16 protein-coding genes are annotated in these 14,351 nt (G+C 45.9%); 9 read left to right on the plus strand and 7 right to left on the minus strand.

Annotated features, from left to right (window positions below; translation table 11 throughout):
* Positions 1 to 221 precede the first annotated feature (221 nt).
* The 3 genes from istA to AB5Y67_RS15395 all read left to right on the plus strand — a co-directional run bounded on the left by istA (position 222) and on the right by AB5Y67_RS15395 (position 2,773).
* Positions 222 to 1,763 (plus strand): IS21-like element ISAs29 family transposase, encoded by a 1,542-nt coding sequence (gene istA, locus AB5Y67_RS15385; RefSeq protein WP_111809685.1) that lies wholly within the window; start codon positions 222 to 224, stop codon positions 1,761 to 1,763.
* Positions 1,764 to 1,777: 14 nt separating this feature from the next.
* Positions 1,778 to 2,533, plus strand: coding sequence for an IS21-like element ISAs29 family helper ATPase IstB (gene istB / locus AB5Y67_RS15390; protein WP_000194037.1), 756 nt, complete (start codon positions 1,778 to 1,780; stop codon positions 2,531 to 2,533).
* 96 nt (positions 2,534 to 2,629) lie between these two features.
* The gene (locus tag AB5Y67_RS15395; RefSeq protein ID WP_234925239.1) at positions 2,630 to 2,773 is read left to right on the plus strand and encodes a DUF4113 domain-containing protein; all 144 of its coding nucleotides are present in this window, start codon (positions 2,630 to 2,632) and stop codon (positions 2,771 to 2,773) included.
* Here AB5Y67_RS15395 and AB5Y67_RS15400 read toward each other — a convergent pair.
* Complete coding sequence (locus tag AB5Y67_RS15400) at positions 2,756 to 3,163, minus strand: hypothetical protein (protein WP_325793942.1); 408 nt, start codon at positions 3,161 to 3,163, stop codon at positions 2,756 to 2,758. The two genes, AB5Y67_RS15395 and AB5Y67_RS15400, sit on opposite strands and share 18 nt — an antisense overlap.
* A gap of 225 nt (positions 3,164 to 3,388) precedes the next feature.
* On the opposite strand from AB5Y67_RS15400, the gene AB5Y67_RS15405 reads away from it, so the two are divergent.
* From AB5Y67_RS15405 to AB5Y67_RS15420, 4 genes are all read left to right on the plus strand, one after another.
* The gene (locus AB5Y67_RS15405; RefSeq protein WP_325793943.1) at positions 3,389 to 3,874 is read left to right on the plus strand and encodes a hypothetical protein; all 486 of its coding nucleotides are present in this window, start codon (positions 3,389 to 3,391) and stop codon (positions 3,872 to 3,874) included.
* 129 nt (positions 3,875 to 4,003) lie between these two features.
* Positions 4,004 to 4,789 (plus strand): Sir2 family NAD-dependent protein deacetylase, encoded by a 786-nt coding sequence (locus AB5Y67_RS15410; protein ID WP_266134026.1) that lies wholly within the window; start codon positions 4,004 to 4,006, stop codon positions 4,787 to 4,789.
* 65 nt (positions 4,790 to 4,854) lie between these two features.
* Positions 4,855 to 4,959, plus strand: a complete 105-nt coding sequence (locus AB5Y67_RS15415) for a cyclic-phosphate processing receiver domain-containing protein (RefSeq protein WP_368207939.1) — start codon at positions 4,855 to 4,857, stop codon at positions 4,957 to 4,959.
* A 395-nt stretch (positions 4,960 to 5,354) separates the two neighbouring features.
* Entirely contained in the window at positions 5,355 to 6,074 is a 720-nt protein-coding gene (locus AB5Y67_RS15420; RefSeq protein ID WP_266134027.1) for a hypothetical protein, read from the plus strand.
* Between the two features lie 135 nt (positions 6,075 to 6,209).
* On the opposite strand, the gene AB5Y67_RS15425 is transcribed toward AB5Y67_RS15420, so the two are convergent.
* The 5 genes from AB5Y67_RS15425 to AB5Y67_RS15445 form a co-directional block, all read right to left on the minus strand.
* Positions 6,210 to 6,920, minus strand: coding sequence for a hypothetical protein (locus AB5Y67_RS15425; protein WP_236271812.1), 711 nt, complete (start codon positions 6,918 to 6,920; stop codon positions 6,210 to 6,212).
* A gap of 22 nt (positions 6,921 to 6,942) precedes the next feature.
* On the minus strand, positions 6,943 to 8,199 hold the full coding sequence (locus AB5Y67_RS15430) for a relaxase/mobilization nuclease domain-containing protein (protein ID WP_247824041.1): 1,257 nt from the start codon (positions 8,197 to 8,199) through the stop codon (positions 6,943 to 6,945).
* An 89-nt stretch (positions 8,200 to 8,288) separates the two neighbouring features.
* On the minus strand, positions 8,289 to 8,705 hold the full coding sequence (locus AB5Y67_RS15435) for a hypothetical protein (RefSeq protein WP_139474405.1): 417 nt from the start codon (positions 8,703 to 8,705) through the stop codon (positions 8,289 to 8,291).
* 433 nt (positions 8,706 to 9,138) lie between these two features.
* Positions 9,139 to 9,438: a hypothetical protein gene (locus tag AB5Y67_RS15440; RefSeq protein ID WP_247824040.1), complete on the minus strand. Its 300-nt coding sequence runs from the start codon at positions 9,436 to 9,438 to the stop codon at positions 9,139 to 9,141.
* A gap of 140 nt (positions 9,439 to 9,578) precedes the next feature.
* Positions 9,579 to 9,986 carry an H-NS family nucleoid-associated regulatory protein gene (locus tag AB5Y67_RS15445; protein WP_040096571.1) on the minus strand — a complete coding sequence of 136 codons (408 nt, stop codon included), beginning with the start codon at positions 9,984 to 9,986 and terminating at the stop codon, positions 9,579 to 9,581.
* A gap of 218 nt (positions 9,987 to 10,204) precedes the next feature.
* Here AB5Y67_RS15445 and AB5Y67_RS15450 point away from each other — a divergent pair, with 218 nt between their 5' ends.
* Positions 10,205 to 10,582, plus strand: coding sequence for a hypothetical protein (locus AB5Y67_RS15450; RefSeq protein ID WP_144716192.1), 378 nt, complete (start codon positions 10,205 to 10,207; stop codon positions 10,580 to 10,582).
* Positions 10,583 to 11,008: 426 nt separating this feature from the next.
* Here the strand turns inward: AB5Y67_RS15450 and AB5Y67_RS15455 are convergent, their stop codons facing one another.
* On the minus strand, positions 11,009 to 12,919 hold the full coding sequence (locus AB5Y67_RS15455; RefSeq protein WP_257701322.1) for a hypothetical protein: 1,911 nt from the start codon (positions 12,917 to 12,919) through the stop codon (positions 11,009 to 11,011).
* 414 nt (positions 12,920 to 13,333) lie between these two features.
* Here AB5Y67_RS15455 and AB5Y67_RS15460 point away from each other — a divergent pair, with 414 nt between their 5' ends.
* Positions 13,334 to 13,609: a hypothetical protein gene (locus tag AB5Y67_RS15460; RefSeq protein ID WP_052815731.1), complete on the plus strand. Its 276-nt coding sequence runs from the start codon at positions 13,334 to 13,336 to the stop codon at positions 13,607 to 13,609.
* Positions 13,610 to 14,351: the final 742 nt, after the last annotated feature.

Here is a 14,351-nt window from a genome sequence, read left to right on the forward strand (position 1 = left end):
TGCATATTCCGGCCGATCATGAACACCAATTCCGATTCAACGTGAACACCATTTCCGGACCAATGTGAACGCTCATTCCGGTTCAACCTGAACACTTCGCCCCTCCTTTCCGGAAACAGTGTTCAACATCCCGGAATCACTGTTCACATTCACCGGAATCATCCTTAACGCATTGATTTAAAAACCTTTGATACGCTCTCCCTTTTGCCAGGGAAGAGCCTATGTCTGCCAAGAGGATTGCAATGCGTAAAATTCGTGAAGTGCTGCGACTGCGGCTGGAAGCTGACCTCTCTGTTCGCCAAATCAGTATCTGTACCAAGGTCAGTGTCGGCTCCATCCAGAAACTCCTCAAAAGTGCCCAGGCGCTCGGCCTTACCTGGCCCTTACCTACCGAGCTTGATGATGGCCGACTGGCTGCCCTGTTCTATCCGCAGGCCGATACCACCATCTCGGCCCGCCATGTTGTGCCGGATTGGCCCTCTGTCCATCAGGAGCTCAAGCGCAAGGGGGTCTCCAAACAGCTGCTCTGGGAGGAGTACACCCAGCGCTATCCCAATAGCTGTTACAGCTACTCCCAGTTCTGTGACCGTTACAAGTCCTGGTGTCAGTTGCAAAAGCGCTCCATGCGCCAGATCCACAAGGCGGGGGAAAAGCTCTTTATCGACTACTGCGGGCCCACGGTGCCCATCGTGTCGCCGACTACGGGTGAGGTCCGTCAGGCACAAGTCTTTGTCGCCGTGCTCGGTGCGTCCAACTACACCTTTGCCGAGGCCACCTGGTCCCAGTCACTGCCGGACTGGCTGCAAAGCCATGTCCGTGCCTTTGAGTTTTTCGGCGGGACACCGGTACTGCTGATCCCCGACAACCTCAAGAGCGGTGTCAGCAAGGCTTGCCGATACGATCCCGAGCTCAACCCCAGCTACCAGCAGTTGGCCGAGCACTATCAGGTGGCGGTGATGCCAGCTCGCCCTTACAAGCCTAAGGACAAAGCCAAGGCCGAGGTGGGTGTGCAGATCGTCGAGCGCTGGATCCTGGCTCGTCTACGCCATCAGACCTTCTTCTCGCTTGCCGAGCTAAACCAGTGCATCCGGGCTTTGTTGAATGAGCTCAACGAGCGCCCGTTCAAGCAGCTGCCCGGTAACCGACGCGAGGCGTTTGAGCAGTTGGACCGCCCGGCACTGGGGTCACTACCGGTGCATCCCTATCGCTATGTCGCCATCAAAACGGTCAAGGTCAACATCGACTATCACGTCAGTTATGAGCAGCACCATTACTCGGTGCCGCACCAGTATGTGGGTCAGCAACTGGAGCTCCATGCGGGCGATACCCTGCTTCAGGTCTATCACCAGCAACAGCTGGTCGCGAGCCATCCGCGTAAAACCATCCCGGGGATGAGCACACTCCCTGAGCACATGCCGGAACGTCACAGCAAGCAGCAACGCTGGACGCCAGGGCGTCTTAAGCAGTGGGCTGCCGACATCGGACCGGGCACCTTGTGCTGGGTTAGCGAACGGCTGGCAGAGAAAGCCCATGCCGAGCAGGCATACCGACTCTGCCTGGGACTGCTGAGTCTTAGCCGGGAGTATCCGCCATCACGAGTCGAAGGCTGTTGCCAGCTGGCCAACCGGGAAGGACTGGTGCGGCTCAAGCAGCTCAAGTCGGTGCTGACCAGTGGCCGCGACCAACTGCCCGCAAGTCCGCTCAGTTATCCAGAACTGCCGCAAGAGCACGAGAACATCCGCGGCCCCCAGAGCTTCCACTAACGAGGAAAAAACCCATGACCCAACAAACGCTGACCCGCTTGAGACACCTGAAACTGACTGGCATGGCGGATGCCGTGCAACAACAACTGGAACAGGCAAGTACCTACGAAGGGCTGCCCTTCATCGAGCGGCTAAGCCTGCTGGTCGAACACGAACAACTGAGCCGGGAGCAGCGTAAACAAGCTCGGCTGGTCAAGCAGGCGAGGCTCAAACTCCAGGCCACGGTGCAAGAGGTGGACTACCAGTCTGCACGCAACCTGGAGCGGTCACAGGTGGCAAACCTGGCCCAAGGAGAGTGGCTGCGCCGGGGCCAGAACCTGCTCATTACCGGCCCCTGTGGCTGCGGAAAAACCTACCTAGCCTGTGCGCTGGGCTACCAAGCCTGTCAGCAGGGGCACAGCACTCGTTACTACCGGCTGCCGCGTCTGCTACTTGAGCTGAGCCAGGCCAAGGTAGATGGCAGTTACGCCAGACTGCTGGGTCAACTGGCAAGGATAGAGCTGCTGATCCTGGATGACTGGGGACTGGAAGCGGTGAATGCCGAGCAGCGCAACGCCCTGCTGGAGATCATGGATGATCGGTACGGGAAATACTCGACGGTCGTGGTCAGTCAGCTGCCAACGGAAGAGTGGTACGCGAGCTTGGGGGACAACACTCTGGCAGATGCGATCCTGGACCGGCTGATGCACAACGCTCACCGGCTGTCACTGAAGGGAGAATCGATGAGAAAGAGGAGAAGTGAGTTGACCCAATCTGAACACTCGAGTTAGAAACGGGGTGACGTGAGCGCGTTAAGGATCAGGGTGTTCACGTTGGCCGGAATGGCTGTTCAACTTCGCCGGAATACGCACCAGGACCTAATGCAGATGATCGACCGAATCAACCAAGGACGATTAGGAAAAATTCATTTTGGATCTTGTGGGAGAGACAACAGTGATTGGATGATGAAGCGTGAAAAACTCAGTCCCCGCTATACAACCGCATTGGATGAATTACCTATTGCAAAGTGACAACCCCGATTTGCACTCAGCAAGGCGCTCTTGCGCCATCATCAATTCGCAACCGGTGATTCGGTCAACGCCTTTAACATCACGCATTGGTGGTTTAATCTCATGTCCGTTGAGCATTCCAGTTAGCATCCACTGCCGCAGTTGGCCCAATGAGAGCCCCAATTGCCTGGCAGCATCCAGCATTCGCCATGACTGCTTAAATTGCAGATCGTCGGACACAGGGTCAAAGTTTCCAGCCTGCAATTTTAACAAAGCCCGGTGAGCAAGGGTCTCTGCCATTGATCCAAACCGAGCTTCACTATAGGTGACTTTCTGCCCTAAGTAGCTGGCCTGCCACAGACCACGAGATGGTTGCACAGTAACGCTGCCGGAACCAAATGGTTTACTCATTACACACTCTATCCTCTATAAAGGCCCAGTATGAGGCGGGGATTGCCTCAAAATACAACCCGAGTCGCTCAGTATATACATTCCAAATCCTGCATAAAACACACGCTAGTGCATGAAAAATTCTGTGCACCCACTGGGCTTCCACTACTCAAACCTTATTTCAAGGCTTCTAAACCTTCCTTACACGAGTGTGCTTTGCGCTAAATAATGTGTGAGTAAGCAACCATGATTTCCACAAGAAAAGTCCTGCAAATCCATCGTTTCGTCAGTCGTGCCATTGTTCAAACACCCTCGATGACCACCCAGGGTATGGTTCAAATCTTGGACTGGACCATCATGCGCGTGCAGCAAAATAAAATAAGGGAGGAGGCCTATCCCTGTATCTTTGCCAGAGGGGCTGAACTGTTTTATCTGATTAGTTCAATCCGACCGTTTAGGCGATACAACCAGTTAACCGCTTTGTGTGTTGTCGACTGGTGTGTCCGACAACATGGCTTTGGCCTCAAAGATCTGCATCTGGATGAACAGCGGGTCATAACGGAGCGCATAAGACGCGATTACCGGGAACCGGTTTTGCAGGCAAGTGACCATTTTGCTCAGGAGTACCGCTACTGGTTTTTCATGCATAGCGAGCCCATCAGTAAACAAAGTGCCAGGTCTGCTAGTGCAATTACATCCATTAGTCGCAGCTTGTTTGATCTCAACTGGTAACTGCCGCTCCCCTCATTCTTACCTCGATGAGGTGAGCAGAAACTTAGCAATGAGGTGTGACCCCAACCGCCCTGGTTCAGAAACAAATCAATCGGGTGGACTGGTCGTGCCATACCGAAAGGTGGTCGTATGCAACCAATATCTTCCCGAGCACGTAGACATCAGCGCCGTCATAGAGAAAAAAAAGTACAAGCCGCGATAACGGGCCAACACTACCATCCCACAATCCTCTTCTTTACCGGGGCGGGTTTGTCAGCGGAAAGCGGTGTGCCCACGTTTAGAAGTGAAGGTATTTGGCGTAATCATAAGAACTGGCGCTATTCCCACGCTAGTAGCATGAGTACGGATCTGGCTGGCTTCTTGGACTTTCACAACAAACGGCGTCAAACCATGTTAGAAGCCGCCCCCTCACAAGCGCATTATCTGATAGCCCTGCTACAACAGAAATGTACTGTTAGGGTCATAACCCAAAATATTGATGACTTACATGAGAGAGCAGGTAGCCGTGATGTCCTTCATCTGCATGGTTCAATCCAGTTTTTGGTCCCCATCGGTTTCCGTAGCAAAAAATATCGGCTGCCTTGGCATGAGGATGTTGCGGTCGGTGATCGCAGCCCATCCACTGGCTCACAATTGCGTCCAGATATCGTGCTGTTTGGTGAAAAGATTTATGAGTATCAACAAGCTCGTCGCTGGCTCTGCGAGGCTGATACCGTAGTAGTTGTCGGCACCAGTTTGCTTGTTGAGCCTGCGAGCTCTCTGTTACAAAACATCAACCCTGGCGCATGTGTCTACTACATCGATCCCGATCTTGGTTTGTCATCCAGACTACCGTTTCCCGGTGAGTTGATTGTTGATGGGGCCAATCGCGGGATTGCTCACGTATTGGAACTGAACCTGGAAAAAATGGTATGAAATTGTATCTGGACGATGAAAGACAAACTCCGGTAGGGTGGGTTCGCGTATTCTAGCCGGACGAGGTGATTGCATGGCTAGAAACAGAGACGGTGACAGAAATTAGCCTCGATCATGACCTCGGTGATGATGATAGAGGAACCGGCTACGACGTTATTCTCTGGATATAAAATGAGGTAATGACAAATAACTTCATCCCTCCCCAAATTAATATTCATTCAGCAAATGTCTCCGCAAGAATAAAAATGGAACTGGGCATTATTGCCATAAATAGCTTTTTAGGGAATTCAACATGACAAGTCCAGAGCTGTGGCTAAACTCCAGAGATAGTAAATCATGTCACTATGTATAAAGCCCTCTGGAACTTGGGGAAGAATTGATATCTGCAATGAACTTTCAGCAGTTAAAAGCCCCCCCTGAAAAATAAAAAGGCTTCTAAAATCGGCAAGTACGAGTAATGAGATTTTCCTTTTAAAACATAAATGGTAAAAACGCTATCTTGTTGACTTTTATTTAATTCAGAATGACAATCTAACTTCCACTTTGACGATGTAATGGACAATGTATGAGTACGGATATCAATTTCTTGTGTAAAGAGAGTCTGTTTGCGTTCATCCAAAACAAATATGATAACTTAAAGAATGATATGGGGTGGGACCTGCTTTTCTGTAGGTATGAGAATATGCTATCCCCTCAGTATCCTGTCGCATTCTTTGGTATAAATCCAGGTGGTGGACCATGTGATACCAATGCAATTTCAGTAGAGTCAGAATGCGCATATTACAACGAACGATGGAAGGGCTGTAAGAAAGGAAACGCTCCACTACAACAGCAGATGAAACACTTATATACAATGATTGGCGATGAACTGGGTGTATCATACACGCAGCTCATGGATGGCTCTCTGATGACAAACTATATTCCTGCCCGCTCACGAAATTGGCATTCATTAAAAGGAAAGGGTGAGTGGCTTGAACATGCACGTCAAATATGGGATGAGCGTATAAAACAGGTCCACTGTAAACTCTATATCGCGATTTCGAAAATCGTATTTGATGAACTAGATGGCCATTTAACCAAGCATGGTTTCCAGATGGTTGATAAAATCAATGAACAGATTGGCTGGGGGAGAGTCAGATACCAAATTCAGCGTTACGAAAGGGGGGATCAAGTTTCCTTGCTTGTACGCCTCCCTCATTTGTCAACATACAAAATATTTAGTCGTGCAGCATGTCAACCTGCAATAGATAGAATTAAGTCCGAGATTTATAAAGCTATAAAATGACTGTCAATCATAATCAATCGAGGACGACTTGAAATATGACACCGGTTTGAGGCCGGTGTCAGGTTATCACTATATCTGTACAGTCATATCTATCGTTATTTCATTACCGCTGGTAAAAGCCTGGATCAGCCTCTATCAACACGTTTTGCTGGTAACTCGATTTTTCAGAGCCTTATTTATCTGCGACAATATTGTTGCTCTATGATTAAGTGGAAGCATTTTTTCAAAAATGCTTTGTTTATAACCAGAAGCCGCTGTAATCAAGTAAAAACAATCTTTTTCCCCCAAGAAAAGAGAAAACCATTCATTCTTTGTGAAAGGATTTATTTTATGAATTTTAATTAGCGCATTAAAAATATCCTTAAACACGTCAGACAAACGACCTTTCTTTCTCAACTCAATAATATTTTCATATAACGAGTTGTTAGACTCAACAGATTGTATGGGTGACGACAGTGGGATTTGATTGATGATTACACCAATAAATTCACCAACCCTGCAATCTGGAATATACCCATAATGATCTCGATACTTATCATCGTCGCTCTTATTACGTTTGATAACAGGACACCCGCCAATTAGTCCTTTTTTCTGATTATCCATGTAAGCATACTGGACCAGTCGTTGCTGCTCCTGGACCCAAAGCTTTGCATTTTTTGCGTCAGCCTCGGTTAACTCTTTTATAAGGGAAAAATCAGAATTCACATCAACTGTACCTAGGTGAACATTTACAGCCCTATACCTACGAACACATTTACCTGAACTGAGCTCCAGCTCTTCCAGTACACTCACGGTTTTGCTAAATGATACTGTTCTAAGATTTGCATTCAACCTCATGTTAGCCATGCCACACCTCTCATTATTATTGTTATTTTATGTTTTTTTCTTTGGTTTGTTCGTGTGATATGGGATCCCCATACCAATCAGCAATCCATTCATTGTTAGTCAAAATTTCATTTTTTAGTTTGTCTCTGTCTAAGAAAAACATGTTTGGCTTATCAATAGTATCTTTTTCTGAGTTGATATCCTGGACATATCCATCAGGAATCAATGCGTTTGATCCTACATGAACGCTCTCCAGCCCTTTCCTAAAAATTGTAGCCAAAACGCCTTCCAACAGTGCTCGTGCATTTGATATAAAACTATCCGATGGTTCTTCGATTGATAGCAAAACAAAATCCAATCTTAGAAGCCGGAAAAAGAATGACGATGAACCATATGTTTTTTTATCCACAAATGACTGCACTGTTCTTTTAATCTTGGCATATTGTTTTTTAGTGCAACGAATCCATGCAGTAAATAGTATAACCTTAAGCTCGATTAATTGATTTGATTCACCTAATTGCAAATTTAAATCATCTCGCCGAGGTGAATATTCAATGCCCTGGTCGAGCAGCTTAGACCAGGTAGCCCGCAATCTCTTAACCTTAGAGCCTGATATCCATTTCTTACCGTCTATACTATAACAAATACCTTTTGGCTCGTAATTATCTGCTCTCCTCACCCTGACCATTACATTATGCTCACGCAACCCAGTGACAAATTCAGTCATGTTGTTCGGCTGTTTTTTAAAAACCACGTCCATTGCATCCCTGATAATACAAGCGGGATCATGCATAGCATGAAAGCTCCCTCTACCACGGCCATTTTTAATATTTACTATGCTATACTCATGACCGAAATTTTTTTCAGGGCTTTTACAGATCGACAATCCCAATTCCATTTCAATTTTTCGAGCAGCGTCAACTCCACGAGCGTAGTCATTACTATCATCAACTAAGGTTCTGTCTAGTTTTACTCTACATGCCACAACATGTACATGTAGAGACCTTGTATCGCGGTGTATAACAGATGTCCATCGAGTATCGCTACCATATCCCAGTTCAATCATTAGCAGCCTAGCTGCAACTAGACATTGATATGGCGTTAATGATTCATCGGGGCTTAATGATAGTGAATAATGTGCACATAGTTGGTTTCCTGTGCCTGCATACAATGATGCCTGCATATTCAACTCCATGAGTAGTGGCCCGATGTCATAATCAGAGACCTCACCTCTTTCATTCAATGTAATATTTGGTCTATTAATTACACCACCACCGAGATGATAAACCTGTGATGGCATGGATTTTCGTTTCCTACCAATATGTATAGCTCGGTAAATATAAGACAGTCTGTACTGGAAGTTTTGGCCGAACCTGTGTTTTTCAAAATTCATTTCAACTTTACTCCAATCAGAGCTTTTTCAATTCCTATAAACAGAGAATTTATAGATGAGAAAGCCTGCATCACTGGAGAGTTATCACTACTGTCAGTAATAAATTTATAAACGTCACTACCGACCTCAGCTTGTCTAATCAACAAAATGATTTGATTTAAATTCGATGATATATTGTATACCCCCTCGAGCAATCTCACACGATCATCATATGAAAAATCTGGTGAGATATTACTGTCTGGTTCCCTGAGAGCCAAAAACCGAATCAGGCTAGACTTTTTGGGAATGCCATAGGTTTTACTATGCTTAGTTAAAACACGTTGCTCAGCTTCATTAAATGAGATTCGGAGTATTAAGCTGCGTTTTTCGCCAGCTGATTTTTGGGGTCTACCTGAGCGTGGTTTTATGTTCATTGCGTGCACCTTTATAATAATTATTAGTAGTGTTATGCGTTTTATTTTTCAAACCAACCTATTTAATAGACATTAAAACATAGCTGGTTTAGCGTTTTTTCAAAAAATATACAATAAATTTATACGAAGTCACATTCAGAAATGAGCTAAATTATTCGGTGATATTTAATTCTCACTCTAATTATAGTATTGCAAACACTAAATATAATATCAACAATTTTTTGAGCTAAATTATTAATTTAACGACTAACGTTATCAATGGCATTGGCGAAAGTTAATATTTAAAATATGAAATTAACTAGACATACATGGTGAATTTAATTTTCTTCCGTGAAATTAAAACTATGACATAGGCTGATTAAAGTTATATAAAAAGGCATGCCCTCATCCTATGACAGACATACCTTTTCTAGAACTGGTCGAACCAATGATGTCATATAAGCTCAGGGCTATGAGATAAAAGCCTACCAAATGATTGATCATCAACATAACCCGCATGATCATTTCTACGCATATTTTTTATCTGACTCAGCACAGTAAAAAAGCACTCCTCACATAGATGCACCTCATATGCCGTACCATCATGTTTCGAACCATAACCCCATTTTGCAGTCAGGGCTCCAAACTGAGGATTATACAAATTTGGGTTCATATGTGGGGTTGTGCTTTTATGGCATACGTCACACTGAATATCAGCTATAACCTCAACCTCTTTTGTGGTCATTATTTTCATCGAAAACTCGCTATACATGTAGAGTAATGGACGGATAGCATGAAAAAAAATGTCTCATGCCACCCTAAACAAAATTTATTATAGTCGAATGAATAAAAAAGCAGCCTTACGGCTGCTTTCAATACCACTATAATTGTGGATTAGATCAGATAATCCTCTAAGGACTTTCCGCTAGCAACGCCCTCAGCGATGGCTTTCGGCATACGGCCCTGGCCAGTCCAGGTTTTTTCCTGGCCATCTTCGTGATACTTGTACTTTGCGGGACGCGGCGCACGCTTGGCCTTTTCCTTTCCTTCAGCTTTCGACGGAGCTGCACTGCCAACCAGTTCGCTGGGGTCAATCCCTGCGTTTTTCAACATCTCGCTGAACTCTGCCAGCTTACGCAGACGTTCGGCGTTTTCTTCCTGATATCGAAGCTCAGCAGCTTCACGCTCTGCAAACACCTCATCAATTTTTGTCTTAATCTCGATCAGTTGTTCGAATGGTAGTTCACGCAGAGCGGCCCGGAGACTACGAATGTTCAACAGTGTTTTGATAAAATCGTTCATGGATATCACGCCTAAAAAGTTATTTGTTTATCGCCTAGCATTATCACCTAGCTGAAGTTTGGTGCCAATATTTATCATCAAAATAATTGATTTTTATATAGCCACATAGTGAGGTTATGCGTAACCGCTCAACATCGATCTAACTTGAGTTAAGACCCCACAGGTTCCATTAGTTACTGCTAGACTGGTTTATTCATACTGACAGCAGAGATCTTGTGATGACTCAACTCATTCTACTAATCGTTGCCCTCAGTACTCATGGGAGATCCCATGAGATTGCATATGAGGTTTGTGATGAATTTATTGATGATGCAGTTCGGTATTCAGAAATGGACACTATGTATCTAACAACACTGCGCTCACAGGTTATGGCTGCAAAAGATCTAGCTTTTTTTGAAAGGTTGTTTTCGACGACATCAGACAAATTGCTCCGTGCCTATTCTGCCCATAGCATCGAACAGGCTCGTGAAATGGCTTTTCGCGATACACGGCAGTGGGAGCTGTTGTTGCTAGATATCGGCATCAAGATGCATGGACGACCCGCTAGCGAGTTGTGGAGCACGTATTATCTGGCTTGCCGAGAGACACTGCTGTAATACTACCACGATCTAATCATCCCTCGTATGATGCTGTTGTGGCACGACAATCGAGATCCTCTAGGTCTCGAACAGTGCATTTGCGGTGAAATGAAATCAAACTCAGCAGACCAACATCAGTCATTGTCAGCTGACAACGGTCTGTATCAGCAGCTCATCTCGAACCCGTTCCCCGGTAATGTTAGAAATGGGATGAGGTGAGTGCGATAAGGAGCAAGGCGTTTACGTTGGCCAGAATGGCTGTGCCACTTCGCCGGAATACGCACCGAAAGAGATGTTGAACCACAAGGTAGCCCCAAGCAATGACTCTCACTTGAGGCCAACCGTAGTGACACTATGATTTTCCACGGTATTACCGGGAAGTCCTATATAGTTAGGCTCTCGGCAAGATTGAGCTCAATTAGAGCACACACTTAGTCCGTTTCATTATTTAAGCTGCTCGATGTATTGCTGAACACAATCGACAACAACCTTCATTTTGCTCCGGTATTCGGAATGAATAAACTTCATGCTTATTACCTCTCCTGTGTTAATTGTTACATCAACATAGTTTGCAGAGGAGAGCTCTATCTTTTTAATTTCTTGGAAGCAAACCTCAGTATCGCTTCCTGCATGTCCATATGAGATAAGACCATTATCTAGCACAGCAAAACCTGAGCTACCACTCTTGAACAAAGTGGTATCAAAAAGCATCTGACAGTTATAGTAACCGGTTTTGTCACCCATCTTTTCTCCTTGTTTTGTACCGATGAGGTCCATACCATGGACAATTCTCTTACCTTCACTGAGATATTCAACATAGGGGTAGAATATGTCATCAAAGTCGATGATTTTTTTGGGCTGATTATAGTTTTTTTCTTCTACAGCCTTGCTGCCGCTAACTAATAAGGGCTGCTCATTATTCAAAGTGGGCAATTCGGAGGGTTCGAAAGAAATTGGATCTTGGATAAAAGCACGTTGCTGTATCAGCTGTAATACTTTAACCCGCATTATTTCATAGACGTAGTTTATAGCCGCTCGTTCACTTTGTTTCTGACGTTTATAGAGGTCTTTGATCACAATATTCTGATCTAACTCAGTGAATTTTTTAAAAACAAGATCTGCCTCATTATCAGTTAGACCATGCTCATCACAGATTTCTGTGAAAGCATCATGAATGTAGTGCCTAAGCGCAAGGGAATCATCATCGACAATTCCGTCGATAGCACCAGAAACGAGGAAGCGCATAATGCCGCTACCTAGGCTAGAGCCAACAACCCCGCCAAGTACGCCGCCTATTACCGTCCCAACTACTGGAATAACGCTTCCTAATGATGCTCCAGTAGAGGCACCAGACATAAAACCAGCCGTCCCACCCACAGCCTCGCCCGCTGAAGTGATTATTTTTTTGCTGAATTGACCACCAGATATACGGTCATTGAACAGGTCTGAGAAATGCTTTCTAGATGACCAACCCACGCCGACCGCAATACCAAGAGCAGTCCCTCGGAGGTACTTACTGGCAGCATTTTTGGCGGCCGCACCGCTCAGGCTACTGCCACTGACTGAATTAATTAGTTTGGCTGACAGTTCAGAACCAAGTTGCTTGGTGATCGCATTTGCACCAGCTTTAAATAATTTATCAGCTCCAGCCTTTTGTAACTGGGACACAAGCAGTGAATTCACATAGGTATCTGCGCCGACGCTTAAACTGACGTCAATGGCTGAACTTAATGCCGCCTTGTAATCTTTGCCATCCCATATTTCTTTGGCAAACGCCATGGTGGCCGATATACCCATCGTTGAACTGGAAGTAATAATTCCATTCACCGAGTCGAAGGCAAGACTTTCCAATGTGCCGAATTTCACGACCTTCTTGGCCTGTTCATAGCTGAAGTGGCCTTTTTTAATCAAACTATCCGCATCATAGCCAGGAGGAATCCCCTCAATCTCACCATTCAAAATTCGCTCATTAAGCAGTAATTTGGCTTTATCGTATTGATCACTTGGTACTTCAATCGACATTGGCTTCCCATCAGGATTTCTGTACCGCCAATGTTTATTTTCGATAGCAGCACTTACCGTTGCGCTGGGAGTTTGGTAGTATTTAGTTTGATAATAGGTGCCATTAACCAACCGATCTGGCCCATCCTTCATGTTATCATCACCGACAATCTGAGCATCCCTCATCAATAAATGGTCAGCCAAGTCATTTATTTTTTCTGCTGCAAACCCATGCCCCTGTGAACCTTGTAACTTTATATTTTCACTGTATAGAAGAGATGTTTCGCTTCGAATTAATGCGCCATGACCATCTACGCATTCCTTTTCGGCTTCGGTATCTTTCACATTGTTCATTTAACAACCCCATAGAGACCCTAGTGAATACGTCATGCTATACCAAGTATCTAGGCAACTCACAATAGGATTTGGTAATTAATAACAGCCACATACCTCATTTGCAGTAGAGTAAATTTGACCCATAGTCAGATAGAGCTCGCAAAACAGGAGCGCTGTAGCCATACAATCCCAGACCCACGCCATCAAGCAGCGAATTATCGGTTTTATGCATAGCCCACAACTACTGGTACAGCTGCTAGCGGCATAGCCGCAGCAAACACAAAAAAAGCTCCATTGGAGCCCGTGCATAGACACCTCAGCCCACACAAGTGATACTGATCATATTCATATTGCTCGGAACTTAGCCACTTACGTTCAGCGCAAAATGACTTTGTCAGGACCCAGTCCATCGAAAGTTCTTTTGAGGTAGCCATGGCACGCACGCTTGACGAAATATTGACCACAGAAATGCCCGACGTTGTCACTCAGGCCAGGGAAAAAGCAGAGCAAATGCGACTGGAGATTCATCTCACCCAACTGCGTGAAATGCTGACCCAGGCTGGCACCGAACCCATGATTTGCGATCAAACACCATCAGTACAGGACGTTACACTGATGGATCTTAAACGCTGGGTCGAGGCTGCTGGGGGAAAACTACAGCTCAATGTTGAAATGCCAAACGGATCTCAGATCTCGTTTGCCGTTTAACTAGAAATCCATCTCTGCACACCGTAGCAATTGTCAGCTGACAACGAGTCGATCTTCACCTCAGTGGCAGCAAGGGATCAGATTATCGGTATTGTGAAATAGAACTCTGACCCTGGCCAACTGCGACTACGTTGGCGGGTGCCGAAAACCTATAGGCTAAAAGGGCTAAATGTTGACGAGAGGCTTAACCTTGCCCTTGTAGTGGTCTAATCATCCCGGACACCATTTTAGGTGGTACAGTCGCCACCATGACCTGAGGTGTTCAATGACAAGATTACGTCGCTCATTTACTGCCGGATGTCAGCACTTTCCAGCAAATTCGCATTATCGGTATCGTGAAATGGAAACCAGCCCATCCAGTGATGGCGATTGTCAGCTGACAACGGGGTGATCTGCACCAGAGCATCCGCTGGCCCGAACTGCTACAGGTATCGTGAAATGGAAATTCCGCCCTAACAAGCTCGATTGTCGGCTGACAACGGGGTGATCTGCACCAGAGCATCCGCTGGCCGGAACTGCTACAGGTATCGTGAAATGGAATTTTGACCCTGGCAAACAGTGATTGTCGGCTGACAACTGGGTGATCTGCACCAGAGCATCCGCTGGCCCGAACTGCTACAGGTATCGTGAAATGGAAATCCCGCCCTAACAAGCTCGATTGTCGGCTGACAACAAGGTGATCTGCGCCGGAGTGCCAGCAGGCCGCAACTGCTACAGGTAGCGTGAAATGGAATCCCGCCCC

This window comes from Aeromonas sp. s12 (genome assembly GCF_040907925.1).
GTDB lineage: Bacteria > Pseudomonadota > Gammaproteobacteria > Enterobacterales > Aeromonadaceae > Aeromonas > Aeromonas veronii.